General features: G+C 69.6%; 16 protein-coding genes. 9 read left to right on the forward strand and 7 right to left on the reverse strand.

Annotation, left to right across the window (positions count from 1 at the left end; genetic code table 11):
- The first annotated feature begins 34 nt into the window (after positions 1–34).
- From ACIBL3_RS15225 to cpt, 6 genes are read left to right on the forward strand one after another with little or no spacing between them, the layout of a single operon-like run.
- Positions 35–1,165 carry a cupin domain-containing protein gene (locus ACIBL3_RS15225; RefSeq protein ID WP_396353905.1) on the forward strand — a complete coding sequence of 377 codons (1,131 nt, stop codon included), beginning with the start codon at positions 35–37 and terminating at the stop codon, positions 1,163–1,165.
- The gene (locus ACIBL3_RS15230) at positions 1,162–1,971 is read left to right on the forward strand and encodes a fumarylacetoacetate hydrolase family protein (protein WP_396353906.1); all 810 of its coding nucleotides are present in this window, start codon (positions 1,162–1,164) and stop codon (positions 1,969–1,971) included. The genes ACIBL3_RS15225 and ACIBL3_RS15230 overlap by 4 nt, the downstream gene beginning before the upstream one ends.
- Positions 1,971–2,573 (forward strand): maleylpyruvate isomerase family mycothiol-dependent enzyme, encoded by a 603-nt coding sequence (locus tag ACIBL3_RS15235; protein ID WP_396353907.1) that lies wholly within the window; start codon positions 1,971–1,973, stop codon positions 2,571–2,573. Before ACIBL3_RS15230 ends, ACIBL3_RS15235 begins: the two co-directional genes overlap by 1 nt.
- Before the next feature lie 51 nt (positions 2,574–2,624).
- A complete protein-coding gene (locus tag ACIBL3_RS15240; RefSeq protein ID WP_396353908.1) occupies positions 2,625–3,893 on the forward strand; it encodes an MFS transporter in 1,269 nt (422 codons plus the stop codon).
- A complete protein-coding gene (locus ACIBL3_RS15245; protein ID WP_396353909.1) occupies positions 3,869–4,528 on the forward strand; it encodes an ANTAR domain-containing protein in 660 nt (219 codons plus the stop codon). Before ACIBL3_RS15240 ends, ACIBL3_RS15245 begins: the two co-directional genes overlap by 25 nt.
- 45 nt (positions 4,529–4,573) lie before the next feature.
- Positions 4,574–5,104, forward strand: coding sequence for a chloramphenicol phosphotransferase CPT (gene cpt / locus ACIBL3_RS15250; protein WP_396353910.1), 531 nt, complete (start codon positions 4,574–4,576; stop codon positions 5,102–5,104).
- A gap of 3 nt (positions 5,105–5,107) precedes the next feature.
- Here cpt and ACIBL3_RS15255 read toward each other — a convergent pair whose 3' ends face one another.
- Genes ACIBL3_RS15255 through ACIBL3_RS15265 form a run of 3 tightly spaced genes read right to left on the reverse strand, consistent with a single transcriptional unit; the run spans position 5,108 to position 8,093 of the window.
- Positions 5,108–6,856: an ABC transporter permease gene (locus tag ACIBL3_RS15255; RefSeq protein ID WP_396353911.1), complete on the reverse strand. Its 1,749-nt coding sequence runs from the start codon at positions 6,854–6,856 to the stop codon at positions 5,108–5,110.
- Complete coding sequence (locus tag ACIBL3_RS15260) at positions 6,853–7,578, reverse strand: ABC transporter ATP-binding protein (protein WP_396353912.1); 726 nt, start codon at positions 7,576–7,578, stop codon at positions 6,853–6,855. Before ACIBL3_RS15260 ends, ACIBL3_RS15255 begins: the two co-directional genes overlap by 4 nt.
- Positions 7,575–8,093: a PadR family transcriptional regulator gene (locus ACIBL3_RS15265; protein ID WP_396353913.1), complete on the reverse strand. Its 519-nt coding sequence runs from the start codon at positions 8,091–8,093 to the stop codon at positions 7,575–7,577. The genes ACIBL3_RS15260 and ACIBL3_RS15265 overlap by 4 nt, the downstream gene beginning before the upstream one ends.
- A gap of 148 nt (positions 8,094–8,241) precedes the next feature.
- On the opposite strand from ACIBL3_RS15265, the gene ACIBL3_RS15270 reads away from it, so the two are divergent.
- Positions 8,242–9,396: an alkaline phosphatase PhoX gene (locus ACIBL3_RS15270; protein ID WP_396353914.1), complete on the forward strand. Its 1,155-nt coding sequence runs from the start codon at positions 8,242–8,244 to the stop codon at positions 9,394–9,396.
- Here the strand turns inward: ACIBL3_RS15270 and ACIBL3_RS15275 are convergent.
- Positions 9,393–10,568, reverse strand: coding sequence for a TIGR03885 family FMN-dependent LLM class oxidoreductase (locus tag ACIBL3_RS15275; RefSeq protein ID WP_396353915.1), 1,176 nt, complete (start codon positions 10,566–10,568; stop codon positions 9,393–9,395). The two genes, ACIBL3_RS15270 and ACIBL3_RS15275, sit on opposite strands and share 4 nt — an antisense overlap.
- On the opposite strand from ACIBL3_RS15275, the gene ACIBL3_RS15280 reads away from it, so the two are divergent.
- Positions 10,450–10,797, forward strand: coding sequence for a TetR/AcrR family transcriptional regulator (locus ACIBL3_RS15280; protein ID WP_396353916.1), 348 nt, complete (start codon positions 10,450–10,452; stop codon positions 10,795–10,797). The two genes, ACIBL3_RS15275 and ACIBL3_RS15280, sit on opposite strands and share 119 nt — an antisense overlap.
- 96 nt (positions 10,798–10,893) lie before the next feature.
- On the opposite strand, the gene ACIBL3_RS15285 is transcribed toward ACIBL3_RS15280, so the two are convergent.
- Positions 10,894–11,988, reverse strand: coding sequence for an aldo/keto reductase (locus ACIBL3_RS15285; protein ID WP_396353917.1), 1,095 nt, complete (start codon positions 11,986–11,988; stop codon positions 10,894–10,896).
- Positions 11,989–12,033: 45 nt separating this feature from the next.
- Positions 12,034–12,795 (reverse strand): SDR family NAD(P)-dependent oxidoreductase, encoded by a 762-nt coding sequence (locus ACIBL3_RS15290; RefSeq protein WP_396353918.1) that lies wholly within the window; start codon positions 12,793–12,795, stop codon positions 12,034–12,036.
- Positions 12,796–12,819: 24 nt separating this feature from the next.
- Here ACIBL3_RS15290 and ACIBL3_RS15295 point away from each other — a divergent pair, with 24 nt between their 5' ends.
- The gene (locus ACIBL3_RS15295; RefSeq protein WP_396353919.1) at positions 12,820–14,832 is read left to right on the forward strand and encodes a GMC oxidoreductase; all 2,013 of its coding nucleotides are present in this window, start codon (positions 12,820–12,822) and stop codon (positions 14,830–14,832) included.
- Here ACIBL3_RS15295 and ACIBL3_RS15300 read toward each other — a convergent pair whose 3' ends face one another.
- The gene (locus tag ACIBL3_RS15300; RefSeq protein ID WP_396353920.1) at positions 14,833–15,378 is read right to left on the reverse strand and encodes a VOC family protein; all 546 of its coding nucleotides are present in this window, start codon (positions 15,376–15,378) and stop codon (positions 14,833–14,835) included.
- Between the last annotated feature and the right edge of the window lie 25 nt (positions 15,379–15,403).

Consider the following 15,403-nt stretch of genomic DNA (forward strand, 5'->3'; position numbering starts at 1 on the left):
TTCTGCAGACGCGGCACCGGCGCAGGGTGAGGCCATGACCGACTCACCTGTGAAGCTGACCGCCGAGGACCGGCCCGATCAGCCGCCGGCGACTCCTGAGCTGGAGGATCTGTACCGCGGCTTCGAGAAGGAGCTGCTGGTACCGCTGTGGACCCGGATCGGCGACCTGATGCCGCAGCAGCCCACGTCGAAGGCCCAGCCGCACCGGTGGGAGTGGAAGCACCTGGTCGAGCTGGCCGCCCGGTCCGGCGACCTGGTGCCGGTCGGCCGCGGCGGGGAGCGCCGGGCGATCGCCTTGGCGAACCCGAGCCTGGGCGGACGCCCGTACGCGACGCCGACCCTCTGGGCCGCGATCCAGTACCTGATGCCGGGGGAGGACGCGCCCGAGCACCGGCACACCCAGAACGCGTTCCGGTTCGTGGTCGAAGGCGCAGGCGTGTGGACGGTCGTCGAACGCGACCCGGTCCCGATGCGCCGCGGCGACTTCCTCCCGCAGGCTGGGATGAACTGGCACGCGCACCACAACTCGGCCGCCGAGCCGATGGCCTGGATCGACGGGCTGGACATCCCGTTCCAGTACGACGTCGAGTCGCAGTTCTTCGACTTCGGCCGCGAGCACCTGTCGGACGAGGAACACGCGACACCGGACCGGTCCCGCTCGGAACGGTTGTGGGGTCACCCCGGTCTGGTGCCGGTGTCGCAGTTCAAGCCTGTCGAGGGCAGTCCGCTGCTGTGCTACCGGTGGGCCGACACCGACGCTGCGCTGACCGACCAGTTGGACCTGGAACGGGAGGGCTATTCGAGCACGGTCGAGCACGGGCATGCGGTCGTCCGGTACACAAACCCGACCACGGCCGGCGACGTGCTGCCGACGATCCGGGTCCAGTTCCACCGGATCGCTTCGGGGGTCGAGACCGCGCCGCGCCGGGAGACCGGGTCGTCGGTGTACCAGGTGTTCGACGGGTCCGGACGGGTGACGGTCGGCGACTTCTCCTGGTCGGTGACGCGCGGCGACCTGTTCGTCGTACCGTCCTGGATGCCGTTGTCGGTGTCGTCGCAGGCGTCGGCTTCGGACTCGGACTCGGGGGCGCTCGACCTGTTCCAGTTCAGCGACGCGCCGATCTTCAGCAAGCTCAACCTGTTCCGCGAGGAGGTCGGCCGGTGAAGCTGGCAACGATTCGGGTCGACGGCCGGACCACCGCCGTACGGGTCGAGGGCGACGTGCTGATCGACCTCGGGGCGCCGGACGTCGGCGCCGTACTCGCCGGCGCTGAAGTTGCTGACGGCAAGGAGTACGCGGCGGCCGGGGCGGACTTCGCGCCGTTGGTGCCGCGGCCGAGCAAGGTGGTGTGCGTCGGGCTGAACTACCGCAACCACATCCAGGAGATGGGGCGGGACCTGCCCGAGTACCCGACGCTGTTCTGCAAGTTCGCCGACACCTTGATCGGTGCGTACGACGACATCCGCCGGCCGGCCGAGACCGAGATGTTCGACTGGGAGGCCGAGCTCGCCGTGGTGATCGGCCGCGAGGTACGGCGGGCCGACGAGGCGGCAGCCGTGGACGCGATCGCGGGGTTCACCGTGCTGAACGACATCACCTGCCGGGACTGGCAGTTCCGCACCCGGGAGTGGTTGCAGGGCAAGAACTGGGACTCGACCACCCCGGTCGGTCCGTACCTGGTGACGCCCGACGAGGTCGGTGGACCGCGGCCCGCGCTCGACATCCGCTGTCAGGTGAACGACCAGGTGATGCAGAAGGACACCACCGGCGACCTGCTGTTCGACCCGGTCGACTTGGTCAGGTACGTTTCGACCATGATCCGGCTCAACCCAGGAGACCTGATCGCCACCGGCACCCCCGGCGGCGTCGGCCACGCCCGCAAACCCCCGATCTTCCTGCAGGGCGGCGAGACCGTCGTCACCGAGATCGAAGGCATCGGCCGGCTCGAGAACCGCGTGGTGCCCGGGTGATGCGCTGGGTCACGGAGGGTACGGCGCTGAGCCGCAAAGCCCTCGTGGAGCTGGACGGTCCGTCGCAGCTGCCCGGCTGGACCAGGAAGCATGTCGCCGCGCACCTCGCGCTGAACGCGCAGGCCCTCGGCAACCTCGTGCACTGGGCGCGGACCGGCGAGGAGCGGCGGATGTACTCCTCGCCCGAGCAGCGGAACGCGGACATCGAGGCGAACGCGGTCCGGCCGGCCGACGAGCTGCTCGCCTGGTTCGACGCCTCCGCACGGGAGTTGGCGGAGGCGATGGCGACGCTGACCGACGAGCAGTGGCAAGCGCAGGTGCTGACCGCGCAGGGCCGCGAGGTCCCGGCGACCGCGATCCCGTGGTTGCGCAGTCGCGAGGTGATGATCCACGCGGTCGACCTCGGCACCGGCGTGACGTTCGCGGATCTGCCGGCGGACTTCCTCGAGGAGCTGTGTGCCGACATCCGCACGAACCGTGGCGACGTACCCGAGGTGCACGGTCCGCTGCCGCAGGTAGCGGCGTACCTGGCCGGTCGCCCGTATGAAAGCGTGACCACGGCTGACGGGGCGCCTGCGGAACCCTTGCCACCCTGGTTGTAGAGATCGTCGCGGTGGCTCCGACGTAGCAGATGACTACGGAGGAGGTGCCCGATGACCAGGCCGGAACAGGTACTGCGGACCTACATCACGCTGATGGTGGTGTCGACGGCTGCGTCGTCGATGATCTGGGGCGTCAACACGCTGTTCCTGCTCGATGCGGGGTTGAGCATCGGGGAGGCGTTCGCCGCCAACGCGTTCTTCACCGTCGGGATGGTGCTGTTCGAGGTCCCGACCGGCGTGGTCGCGGACACGGTCGGACGGCGTACGTCGTACCTCCTTGGGACGATCACGTTGCTCGGGTCGACGCTGCTGTATCTGCTGATGTGGCAGACCGGGGCGCCGTTCGCCGCCTGGGCGGTCGCGTCCGCGCTGCTCGGACTCGGGTTCACGTTCTTCAGCGGCGCGACCGAGGCGTGGCTGGTCGACGGCCTGAACGCGACCGGGTACACGGGCTCGCTCGACGCCGCGTTCGCCAAGGGGCAGATCGCGAATGGGATCGCGATGCTCGCCGGGTCGATCGGCGGCGGTGTGCTCGCGCAGCTGACCAACCTCGGTGTTCCGTACGCCGTGCGCGCGGCACTGCTCGGGGTCACCTTCGTGGTGGCGTGGCGGGCGATGCACGACGTCGGGTTCACGCCGAAGCCGCGGGTGTCGGTCGTCGCGGAGATGCGCGGAATCCTGCGGGCGTCGCTGGACCACGGGCTGCTGAACCCGCCGGTGCGCTGGGTGATGCTCGCCGCGCCGTTCACGGCCGGTGTGAGCGTGTACGGGTTCTATGCCGCTCAGCCTTATCTGCTTGAGCTTTACGGCAGCAGCGACTCGTATGCGATCGCCGGGTTGAGTGCCGGGTTGGTTGCTGGTGCGCAGATTGTGGGTGGGGCTTCGGCGTCGTACCTGGCCCGTGTGTTCCGTCGCCGTACGTCGGTCATGCTGGCCGCGACCGGGACAGTCGTCGTCGTGCTCGTGCTGATCGGGCTGGCGTCCAGCTTCTGGGGTGCGTTGGGCTTGCTGGCCGTGTGGGCAGTGCTGTTCGCGGCGGTCACGCCGGTGCGGCAGGCGTACCTCAACGAACTGATCCCGTCCGCGCAGCGCGCGACCGTGCTCTCGTCGGACAGTCTGCTCGCCTCGGGCGGTGGGGTGGTCATCCAGCCGGCGCTTGGTCGGGCCGCGGATGTCTGGGGCTACGGATCGTCGTACATCGTCGGTGCAGGTATCCAGCTCCTGGCGGTTCCGTTCATCCTGCGGGCTCGTGGGGTACCGGGGTCTGTATGCGTGACGAACTCCTTGTCGAAACAATGCGACAGCTCTCCAAGTCGCTGACGCCGCGTGCGCTCGACGAAACGTTGAGCAACATCACGCAGGCGGCGGTCGAGCTGTTGCCGGTGGTGCAGTACGCCAGTATCACGGTGCTGCACGAGGACGAACGGCTGGAGACCGTCGCGCCCACACACGAGCTGCTGCTTCCGCTCGACGCGGCACAGTACGAGTTGCGCGAGGGGCCTTGCTACCAGGCTGCCCAGGACTCGGTCCACATCATCTCCCCGGATCTGGCGGTCGATCAGCGGTTCCCGAAGTACGGCTCGATCGCCGTGGCGGCCGGTATCCGGGCGCAGGCCGGGCTGCGGCTGTTCGACGCGCCGAAGGCGAACGGCGCCCTCAATCTGTACGCGCACGACGCCGGCGCCTTCGAGGACTTCGAGTCGCTGGCCGCGTTGTTCGCGCACCAGTCCGCGACGGCGATCGAGTACGCCCGCGAGATCGACAACCTCGAGGAGGCGGTCCGGACCCGGACGACGATCGGTCAGGCGATCGGCATCGTGATGGAGCGGTACAAGATGCCGGAGCAGCGGGCGTTCGCGTTCCTGGCCCGGCTCTCGCAGACCAGTAACACGAAACTGCGCCAGATCGCGCAGGAGATCGTCGACCAGGTGCAGCGGCAGAGCGGCCTACTGTGACGAAAACCGGAGGCTGACGAGCAGTCGTCCGTCTAGCCTTGGGCCGTGACTGCGCAGCTGGTGGTGCTGAACGGCGGGTCGAGTTCGGGCAAGACGGGGATCGTGCGCTGCCTGCAGGCGGTGCTGCCGGAGCCGTGGCTGGCCTTCGGGGTGGACGACTTCGTCGACGCCCTGCCGGCCGCGATGCGGGACTCGGACGCCGGCATCGAGTTCAAGCCGGATGGTGACATCGCCGTCGGACCGGACTTCCGGCGGCTCGACGCGGCCTGGGTGGCCGGGATCGTCGCGATGTGCCGGGCCGGCGCGCGGGTGATCGTCGACGACGTGTTCCTCGGCGGCGGCGGTTCACAGCAACGCTGGAAGGACGCCCTCGGCGACCTCGACGTCCTCTGGGTCGGCGTCCGCTGCTCAGCCGACGTCGCCACCGGCCGCGAACTCGCCCGCGGCGACCGCGTCATCGGCATGGCCGCCCTCCAAGCAGACATCGTCCACGAAGGCGTCAAGTACGACCTGGAAGTCGACACCACCCACACCGAATCCCTGACCTGCGCCCAAACGATCGCCCGTCAGCTCTGAGGGCTACTCGTAGCGGAGGGCGTCGGCGGGTGGGATTCGGGTGGCCAGGCGGGCGGGGAGGGTGGTGGCGAGGATGACGAGGAGGACGGTTCCGACCGGGACCAGGGCCAGCCACCACCAGGGGGCGATGACTCGGTCGGCGCTGCTGCCGCCGGCGATTGCGTAGACGACGACGTACAGGGCGATGCCGGTCGGGATCGACACTATGGCCGCGATCACGGCCAAGGCGGTGTGGGCGCTGATCAGACTGCCGGCGATCTGGCGCGGCGTGAGGCCGATGGTCTTGAGTACGCCGTAGTCGCGGACGCGCTCGCGGACCGACAGCAGTGCGACCGCGACCAACGTCGTCGCGGTGATCAGCAGGAGTACGGCGTCCAGCGTGTAGACGAGAACGGGGAGCTCGCGAGGGACATCGCTGACCGTGCCCGCTGTACGCGCCTGAAGGTTCGCCTGCATCGACAACGCGAAGACGATCGCTGCCCCGGTCACCGCGATCGCGCCCGCCAACCGAACCGCCCGATGACGCCTGGTCAGCAGGTCCTTGAGGCCGAGCGAGAGCGGGACCGGAAGCGCCAGCCGACTGGTCAGCCGGGCAAGACGAGACCGGCCGGCAGGCACTGGCGCACCGGACTGGATCGCGTGCAGCGTGCTGAACCGGGTGCTCCGCCGGGTCGACGAACTCGCGCTCCCGATCAGCACGATCAGCACCGGGAGGGCAGCGACCAGGAGATGCCAGGGATTCGCGGCGATCGTTGGCGATCCCAGCATGGTCGCGCCGCTCGACGCGGCCAACTGAGGCGCGAGTACGACGCCGACCGCGAAGCCGATCGCCACCGCGAGCAGCCCGAGTGCAGCGGACTCCAGCGCGAAGACCACCGTCACCTGACGAGGCGTGACACCAATCGCCTTCAGCAATCCGATCTCGCGATGCTGGGCACTCGCGCGGGCCGCGACCAGGATCGCCACGACCGCGAAAACCACAGCCAGCAAGACGATCGTGTACGTCGTCAGCACGAGCCGGGTCGGCGCTGCGTCCTGCAGAGCGCTGTCGCGTTGGTCCTGCCAGGTCTCGAAGGAGGTGGTGCCAGGTGGTGCTGCCGCGGCGGCGCGTTCGGCGAACGCGGTTGCCGCGGTCGGATCGGTGAGCCGGACGGCCTCGGTCCAGCGCCAGCGCGTGCTGTCCGGCTGGATCCGTTCGAGGGTGGCGGGTGCGATCCAGGCAAGTCCGGGATTGCGGCGCGGGTAGCGCGGTTGGGCGGGGGAGACCGCCGTACCGACGACGGGGAGCTCGATCGAGCCATCCGGTGTTGCGAGGCGGATCGTCGTACCGACGCCCAGGTTGAGGGCGTCGGCGAAGCTGCGCTCCAGCACGATTCCGTTGCCGGGGTTGACCGATCCGTCGATCGCGACCGGTTTGCCGATCTGTGGTGCGGACGGTGGGGCTGCGAGCTGCAACCGGTCTTCGCGGCCGATCAACGCGGTGTTCGTGTTCGGCACCGGGTCGTCGCGTTCGGCGACACCGGGGAGGTTCGCGATCCGGCGCGCGTCTTCTGCGGACGCCACGTTCGCGAAAACGTGCGCACCGGTGGCTGCGTCGAACGTGCGCTGCCAGGGATCGCGCGCGGTCGCGCCGACCTCGAGGGCGAGCACGATCGTCGCGGCAGCGGCGCTGCAGAGCAGGACCGTGAGCACACTCGCCAGCAGCCGGGAGCGGATGCCGGCGAAGGCGAGCCTGATCAACGTGCCGGTCATCGCGGGCCGTCGAACGGTAGGGTCACCGGTCGTGCCGCCTGCAGTTCGGTGTCGTCGAACACCAGACCGTCCCGCAAGGTGATCACGCGGTCCGCGGCAGCGGCGACCCGGGCGTCGTGGGTGACGAGCAGCAGGGTCTGGCCGCGATCGCGTGCGGCGCGGAGCAGCGAGAGCACCTCGCGGGCGGCCGCAGAGTCGAGGTTCCCTGTCGGTTCGTCGCCGAGCAGGATGTCCGGGGTGTTCGCCAGTGCGCGGGCGAGCGCGACGCGCTGCTGCTGGCCACCGGACAGTTGCGAGGGCGCGGCGTCGTACTTGTCGCCGAGGCCGAGGTCGCTCAGCAGTCCGGCCGCCGTCTCCCGGGCCTCCTTCCGGCGCCGGCCGATCAGCAGCAGGGGCAGCTCGACGTTCTCGATCGCGGACAAGGTCGGCATCAGGTTGAAGAACTGGAACACGAAACCGATCCGGTCCCGGCGCAGCCGCGCCAGCGCGGTCTCGCTCAGCTGGTCGATCCGCGTGCCGCCGAGCCACACCTCGCCGGACGTCACCCGGTCAAGCCCGGCCAGCAGGTTGAGCAGGGTCGACTTCCCGCAGCCGCTCGGTCCCATGATCGCGACGAACTCGCCGCGCTCGACGGTGAGATCGACACCGCGAACGGCGAGCACCTTCGTGTCGCCGGTGTCGTAGGTCTTGGCGAGGCCGTGCGCCTCGAGCACCTGTGTCACGCTGACCCCTCCCGCATCGGCAGTCGCTGCTCGATCAGGTCGAGCCACTCCAGGTCGGCCTTGAGGTGCAGGACCGCACCCTCGGCCAGCAGCTCCGCGGCGGGCCGGGCACCGTCGGTCGCGAGCATCGCGTCCAGGTCCCGCAGCGACTGCAGGTACTCCCGCCGCTGGCCGGCGATCAGCGCCTTCGGATCGGCCAGCCCGGCGGACGCGAGGATCACCAGCTTCATGAAGAACTCGTCCTTCAGCCGCGCGCCCGGCACCGGGGTGTCGATCCAGTCGGCCAGCGCCGCCCGCCCGGCCTCGGTGAGCTCGTAGACGCGCTTGCGCCGGCTGTCGCCCTCGACGCTCTCGCCGACGACCAGGCCGTCGCGCTCCAGCCGGGCCAGGGTCGAGTAGATCTGGCCGGCGTTCAGCGCCGGCAGGGTTTCCCCGAACTCCTGCTCGAGGGCCTGCTTGATCTCGTAGCCGTACCGGCTCTCGTCGGCCAGCAACGCCAGGAACAGCGACCGCATGGATAGCAAGAATATATACCCGCTATCTATCAGTCAATCGGTCGCCGTCCCGTGCCTTCGGGTTCACTGCGCACCCCGGGCGGAGTTCATGTCCGCTCCGGTTGACTGTGCGTCACAACAGAACCGCCCAACGTTGTGAGGAGCAGTCGTGGACCGTCGTACCTTTCTTCGCGCGGCAGTGATCGGCACGTCGACATCGGTGGCCTTCGGGTTCAGCGTGGCGCCGGAGGCGCTCGCCTTCCCGGCCAAGACCGGACCCAGCCCGTACGGCGGCCTGCAGGCAGCCGACGCGAGGGGCATCATGCTTCCGCAGGGCTTCACCAGCCGGGTGCTCGCGCGGTCGACGCAGACCGTGTCCGGCACCGGCTACACCTGGCACAGCGCACCGGACGGCGGCGCGTGCTTCCCGAACGGCACCGGCTGGATCTACGTGTCCAACTCCGAGATGAGTAGCGGCAGCGGCGGCGCCAGCGCGCTGCGGTTCAACAGCAGCGGCGCGATCACCGGCGCCTACCGCATCCTGTCCGGTACGACGCGGAACTGTTCGGGCGGCGCGACTCCGTGGGGCACGTGGCTGTCCGGCGAGGAGACCGACCTGGGCTACATCTGGGAGACCGACCCGACCGGCGCGACGGCCGCCGTACGACGGCCCGCGCTCGGCCGGTTCTCGCACGAGGCTGCCGCGGTGGACCCGGACCGGCGAGTGATCTACCTGACCGAGGACGTTCCGGACGGCGGCTTCTACCGCTTCGTCCCGGCGACCTGGGGCAACCTGTCGTCGGGCACCCTGCAGGTGCTGCGGGAGTCCGGTGGCGCCCTGTCCTGGGTGACCGTCCCCGACCCCGACGGCAGCCCGACCCGGACCCGCAAGCAGGTCTCCGGGATGAAGATCTTCAACGGCGGCGAGGGCTGCTACTACCGCAACGGCACCTGCTTCTTCACCACCAAGGGCGACAACCGGGTCTGGGCCTACAACGCGGTGAACAACACGATCGCGATCGCGTACGACGACAACCTGACGAGCAACCCGCCGCTGACCGGCGTCGACAACATCACCGGCGCGACCGTCGGTGACCTGTACGTCGCCGAGGACGGCGGCAACATGGAGATCTGCATCATCACGCCGAACGACATCGTCGCGCCGTTCCTGCGGGTGACCGGCCAGTCCGGCTCGGAGCTCTGCGGGGTGGCGTTCAACCCGGCAGGCAACCGGCTCTACTTCTCGTCCCAGCGCGGGACCAGCGGCTCCAGCAGCGGCGGCATCACCTACGAGGTCACCGGGCCGTTCCGCACCAGCCTCTAGATCAACTCGGGCAGCACCCGCCGACCGAAGGTCTCGATGAACGGCTGCTGCTGTTGGCCGACGTGATGGAGGTAGACCTCGTCGAAACCGAGGTCTACCGCCTCACGGACGCAGGTGATGAATCGCTCGGCCTCCGAGGAGATCACCACGCTGCGGTACATGTCCTCGGGCTGGACGTACTTGGCCGCGAGGTCGAACTCCTCGGCGGTCGCGAGGTTCCAGCACAGCGGCGCCTCGAACACGTTGGACCGCCACTGGTCGAAGGCGATGTCCAGTGCCTGCTCCTCGTCGGGCGCCCAACTCACGTGCATCTGCACCGCGAGCGGCTTGTCCTCGCCGCCGTTCTCCCGGAACGCGGCCACGATCCGCTTCAGCAGCCCCGGCGGCTGCCAGATCGTCACCAGGCCGTCGGCCCACTCGGCCGCCCACCGTGCGGTCGCCTCGCTGACTGCGAGCGCGAGCATCCGCGGCTGTTGCTCGGGCAGCGTCCACAACCTCGCGCGGTCGACCTCCACCAGGCCGTGGTGGGTGACCTCCTCGCCGGTCAGCAGCGCGCGGATCACGGCGACGGACTCCTTAAGGCGCGCGTTGCGGACGTCCTTGTGGGGCCAGGGCTCGCCGGTGATGTGCTCGTTCATGAACTCGCCGCTGCCGAACCCGGCCGACAGCCGGCCCGGGAACATCTCGGCCAGCGTCGCCAGAGCCTGCGCGACGATTGCGGGGTGGTACCGCTGTCCCGGCGTACTGACGACTCCGACCGGGAAGGACGTGGTCGCCATCGCCGCCCCGAGCCACGACAACGCGAAGCCGGACTCACCTTGGCGCCGGCTCCACGGGGTGAAGTGGTCGGAGGACCACGCGGCCTGGAACCCCGCCTGCTCGGCTGCCTGGATGTCTCGCAGCAACTGACTGGGCGCGATCTGTTCGTGCGACGCGTGCCATCCGACAACGGGCATGCAAGAACCTCCGAATCGTCGGTCAACTGGCCAGTGCCCGCACCGCACTGCACCGAAACGCCCCTGGACCGAGTGGACCGGTCGGTACAGTTGGCGTGTGCTGACGGCAAAAGGGATGGCTACGCGGGGGCGGATCGTCGAGGCGGCGGCAGCGGAGATCCGGGAGCGGGGGATCGCGGCGGTGACGCTCGACGACGTCGGGCGGCGGAGCGGCACGGGGAAGAGCCAGCTGTTCCACTACTTCCCGGACGGCAAGGAGCAGTTGCTGTTTGCGGTGGCCGAGCGTGAGGCTGAGCGCGTTCTCGAGGATCAGGAGCCGCAGCTCGGGCAGCTGGACTCCTGGGCGGCGTGGGACGACTGGCGGGACGTGGTCGTCGAGAAGTACCGGCGGCAAGGGGTGACCTGCCCGCTCGGGGTGCTGATCACCGAGCCGCGGCCGCGTTGATCGCCGCGATCCAGGGCGGGGTCGTCATCCTGATGTCGTCGGGGTCGTCCAAGCACCTCGAGTACGCCTTGGACCTCTGCCTCGACTACCTGCGCGTCAGCTCCAGTTGACGACCGGCGGGTGGTAGCCGGCGGGCTTGTCGGCGACCTTCGCGCCAGGGCTGACCAGCCAGCCTTGGTACTCCGGCGTGAACATCCGGTACACCGACTCCGGAGGTACGGCGCTGGCCTCGTCGAGGACCGCCCGCAGCTCCGCCGGGAGCTCGAAGTCGAGAGCGGCCAGACTGCTGTCCAGTTGCGCCGGACTGCTCGCGCCCACGATCGCCGACGCGACGCCCGGCTGCGTTGCCACCCAGTTGAGCGCGACCTGCGCCATCGTCACGCCGAGCTTGTCCGCAACCGTCTCGACCGTCTTCAACAGGTCCCAATGCCGATCGGTCCACGTCCGACCCGTCGCGCCGTCCCCGGTCAGCCGGCCGTCGCCCGCGAGCCCTTGGTCGTCGCGCCGGTACTTGCCGGTGAGGAATCCGCTGCCGAGTGGGCTCCACGCGGTGATGCCGAGCCCCAGCGTTTGGCCGACCGCGACGTGTTCCGTCTCGATCGTCCGCTCGACCAGCGAGTACGGCAGTTGCAGGCTGACCATCGGGGCCAGTCCTTGCGCGTCCGCGAGCGTCTGGGCGCGGGCGGCGTACCAGGCCGGTACGTCGGACAGACCGGCGTACCGGATCTTGCCGGCGGTGGTGAGGTCGTCGAACGTGCGGAGGACCTCTTCGACCGGAGTGATCCGGTCCCAGGTGTGCAGCAGGAACAGGTCGAGGTAGTCGGTGCGCAGCCGGCGCAGGGACGCCTCGACCGCCCGGATCATCTGCTTGCGGCCGTTGCCGCCCGCGTTCGGGTCGCCGGGGTCGACGCTGTTGGTGAACTTGCTGGTGAGCACCATCCGGTCCCGGAGCCCGGCCTCGTCGATCAGGGTGCCGAGGATCGTCTCGCTCTCGCCGGCGGTGTAGAAGTCGGCGGTGTCGATGAAGTTGCCGCCGGACTCGACGTACCGGCGGAAGATGGCGCGTGCCTCGGCCTCGGTCTTGCCGTAGGGAGCGTGGAAGCCGCCGGTGCCGAAGTTCATCGTGCCGAGGGCCAGTCGGCTGACGCGCAGTCCGGACCGGCCGAGTAGGTAGTAGTGATCAAGTGCCATGCCTTGCATGGTGGCTCGGCAAAAATGGACCCACAAGTACAGAAGTCAGCTCGCGGTGTAGCCGCCGTCGACCGGCAGAATGGCTCCGGTGACGTAGGCGGCCGCGGGGGAGGCCAGGAAGGCGTACGGCGCGGCGATCTCGTCGACCGTGGCGCGGCGGCCGAGCGGGGTGAAGGTGTTGATCCGCTGGTCCGAGGCGGGGTCGTCGTGCGCGGTGACGCTGTCCATGATGTTCGCGACGTAGCCGGGAGCGATCGCGTTCACCCGGATGCCGTGGGCGGCCCACTCGGCGGCGAGGGTGCGGACGAGTTGGTTGATCCCGCCCTTGCTCGCCGCGTACGGCGTCAGCGTCGGGATGCCGACCTGCCCGGCGATCGACGACGTCATGGTGACCGAGCCGCCCTGGCCCTGCGCGATCCAGTGCCGGGCGGCGGCCTGGGCGGGGAGGAACGCGCCGCGGAGGTTGACCGCGAGGATGCGGTCCCATTCGTCCGGGGTGTAGTCGACCGCCGGCTTGATGATGTCGATCCCGGCGTTGCACACCACATGGTCCAGCCGGCCGAACGCCTTGACTGCTCCGTCCACAAGAGCTTGCGACAGGTCGGCGTCACTGACGTCGCCGGCCAGCGCCGCGACCCGATCCGGATACTCGGCCAGCAGCAACTCGAAGGCTTCCGAGGTCTCCTCGGGCGCGTAGCCGTTGATCAGTACGGCGGCCCCTTGGCTGAGCAGGGCTCGTGCGATGGCCAATCCGATGCCGCGACTCGAGCCCGTGACGATTGCGCTGAGACCAGTCAGTTCGAACATGCCGGCCAGCCTATTGTGGTGCGGGTGACTGAGCTCTCGGAGTGGCAGCGGATGGTGCTCGGGCGGTTGGCCGAGGTGGCTGTTCCGGCGGACGAGTTCCCCTCAGCGGCCGACGCCGGTGCGGTGGCGTTTGTCGAGCGAGTGCTCGCGGAGGATCGGCCCGACTGGCGGCCACGGGTCGAGCGCGCTCTGGAGGTCGCGGGCGAGCAGCCGGACCTCGACGCGCTGCTGGCCGACGAGGACGCGGCCTGGCTGATCCGCCTGGTGGCACAGGGGTACTACGCGAACGATGATGCCTCCGGCAACCAATCGGCCGCCTGGACGATGGTCGGCTGGGGGACCGCCGACGTGCCGGTCGTCCAGACCGAGCTGACCATCACGCCCTGGACCCAACTGCATGACCGGTACGACGCGATCGTCATCGGCTCGGGCGCGGGCGGTGGCGCCGCCGCCCAGGTACTCGCGGAGTCCGGCCGCTCGGTGCTCGTCGTCGAAGCCGGCCGCTATCCGTCGACCGAGTCGCTGAGCCACGATCACCTCCGCAACCCGCGGTCCTGGTCCGCCCTCCCCGCCCCGACCGACCCTGATCCGCACGGACGACCGCGGATCTCGGTCGTCGACGGCGTACGACGTACTGTCCTGCCACCTGATCCCGGTTGGGGCAACAACGCCTTCACCGTCGGCGGCGGGACACGGGTGTACGGCGCGCAGGCGTGGCGGTTCGTCCCGCGCGACTTCACGATGGCCAGCGGCTATGGGGTTCCGGACGGGAGCAGCCTGGCGGACTGGCCGATCACGTACGACGACCTGGAGCCGTACTACAGCCTCGCCGAGCAGCGGTTCGGCGTGAGCGGCGGGGGAGTGGACCCGTGGCACGACGCGCGGTCGATCCCGTTGCCGATGCCGGCGATGCCGCAGACCGCTCCGGCGCAGCGATTGGCAGCTGCGGCTGATCGGCTCGGTTGGGGGACGCTCGACGTACCGCTGCTGATCAACTCCGTCGACTACCAAGGGCGAGCCGGCTGTGTGCGCTGTGGTCAGTGCGTTGGCTTCGCTTGCCCGGTCGAGGCGAAGAGCGGGACGCACAACACCGCACTGCCCGCCGCGCTCGCGACGGGTCGGTGCACGTTGGTGACCGAGGCGACGGCCGAGCGGATGGTCACGTCTTCGGATGGTCGCGTCGTCGGGGTGGCCTTGGCCGGGTACGACGGCGGACAGGTGTGGCGCCGTACGGTCGCTTGCGCCGAGGTGGTCGTGGCCGCGGGGGCGACCGAGACGCCGCGGTTGCTGCTGAACAGCGCGCACGACGGTGAACCCGACGGGCTCGGCAACAACCAGGATCAGGTCGGCCGGTACCTGCAGGCGCACGTGTACGCCGGGGCAGTCGGGCTGTTCGACGACGAGGTCGCCGATCTGGTTGGTCCTGGGGTGTCGATCGCGACCTGCGACTTCCGGCACGGCAACGACGGGATCGTCGGCGGCGGGATGCTGGCCAACGAGTTCGTGCCGACGCCGGCTGCGACGTACGACTATCTGACCGCCGCGGGCCTGATCCCGCGCGCCGGTGCGGCGGGCAAGCAGGCGATGCGGCGTGAGGTGCGCCGGATGATGCGAGTGGTGGGGCCGATCCAGGAGGTCACGTCAGCGGACTCCCGGGTGCGGGTCGACCGGAGGGTCGTCGACCGGTTCGGGAATCCGGTCGTCGTGCTCAGCGGGTCGATTCATCCGGAGGACGTCCGGGCGCAGGAGTTCATGAGCGAGAAGGCCCGGGAGTGGCTCGCCGAGGCGGGCGCGGTGCGTACGGCGGTCGGCGGGGTCGGGAGCACGCAGCAGGCGAGCGCCGGGCAGCATCAGGCGGGTAGCTGCCGGATGGGTGACGATCCGGCGCGCTCCGTCACCGATCCACACGGCCGGGTCTGGGGGCACGGCAACGTGTGGATCGCGGACGCCTCGACGCACGTCACCAACGGCGGCGTGAACCCCGTGCTGACCGTGCTCGCCAACTCCCTGCGGATCTCCGCGGGGATCGTCGGCTGATCAGCCCAGGACGCGGGAGATGCCGACGCCGCTGCGGGCCTCGCGGCCGTACTTCGCGAGCTCGGCGGCCAGGTCCAGCCTTCCGACGCCGGCCTTCTGCTTGTCCTCGTCGGTGAGCAGGTCCGCCGGGATGATCCAGACGATCTCGAACTCCAGCCCGTTCGGGTCCTTGCCGTACAGCGACTTGGTGGTGCCGTGGTCCGAGGCGCCGACCAGCGCGCCGGCGTCGGACAGCGTGGTGGCCAGGTCCTCGAGGTCGCCGAGCGTGTCCACCTCCCAGGCCAGGTGGTAGAGCCCGACCGTGGTCCGCCCGGCGCCGGACGGCGCAGCCTGGGCGCCGAGCTCGAACAGCCCGAGGTCGTGGTCGTTGGTGGAGCCCGGTGCGCGCAGGAACGCCGCGCCGCGGAACGCGTCCCCGGTCTCGGTGTAGCCGAAGCCGAGCACGTCGCGGTAGAAGGCGACGCTCTCGGCCAGGTCGCGCACGTACAGCACTGCGTGGTTCAACCGGAAGATCGCCATCACGCACTCCTTCTCATCGTCGGTCACCGACCATGATAGTTGAATGCTCAAC

This window comes from Kribbella sp. NPDC050124, assembly GCF_044460355.1.
Classification (GTDB): domain Bacteria; phylum Actinomycetota; class Actinomycetes; order Propionibacteriales; family Kribbellaceae; genus Kribbella.

Excerpts from the sequence above, each read along its gene's own strand:
- ACIBL3_RS15225 (WP_396353905.1), top strand. The coding sequence starts at position 35 with ATGACCGACTCACCTGTGAAGCTGACCGCCGAGGACCGGCCCGATCAG.
- ACIBL3_RS15235 (WP_396353907.1), top strand. The coding sequence starts at position 1,971 with ATGCGCTGGGTCACGGAGGGTACGGCGCTGAGCCGCAAAGCCCTCGTG.
- ACIBL3_RS15240 (WP_396353908.1), top strand. The coding sequence starts at position 2,625 with ATGACCAGGCCGGAACAGGTACTGCGGACCTACATCACGCTGATGGTG.
- ACIBL3_RS15245 (WP_396353909.1), top strand. The coding sequence starts at position 3,869 with ATGCGACAGCTCTCCAAGTCGCTGACGCCGCGTGCGCTCGACGAAACG.
- ACIBL3_RS15255 (WP_396353911.1), bottom strand. The coding sequence starts at position 6,856 with ATGACCGGCACGTTGATCAGGCTCGCCTTCGCCGGCATCCGCTCCCGG.
- ACIBL3_RS15265 (WP_396353913.1), bottom strand. The coding sequence starts at position 8,093 with ATGCGGTCGCTGTTCCTGGCGTTGCTGGCCGACGAGAGCCGGTACGGC.
- ACIBL3_RS15285 (WP_396353917.1), bottom strand. The coding sequence starts at position 11,988 with ATGGCACTTGATCACTACTACCTACTCGGCCGGTCCGGACTGCGCGTC.
- ACIBL3_RS15290 (WP_396353918.1), bottom strand. The coding sequence starts at position 12,795 with ATGTTCGAACTGACTGGTCTCAGCGCAATCGTCACGGGCTCGAGTCGC.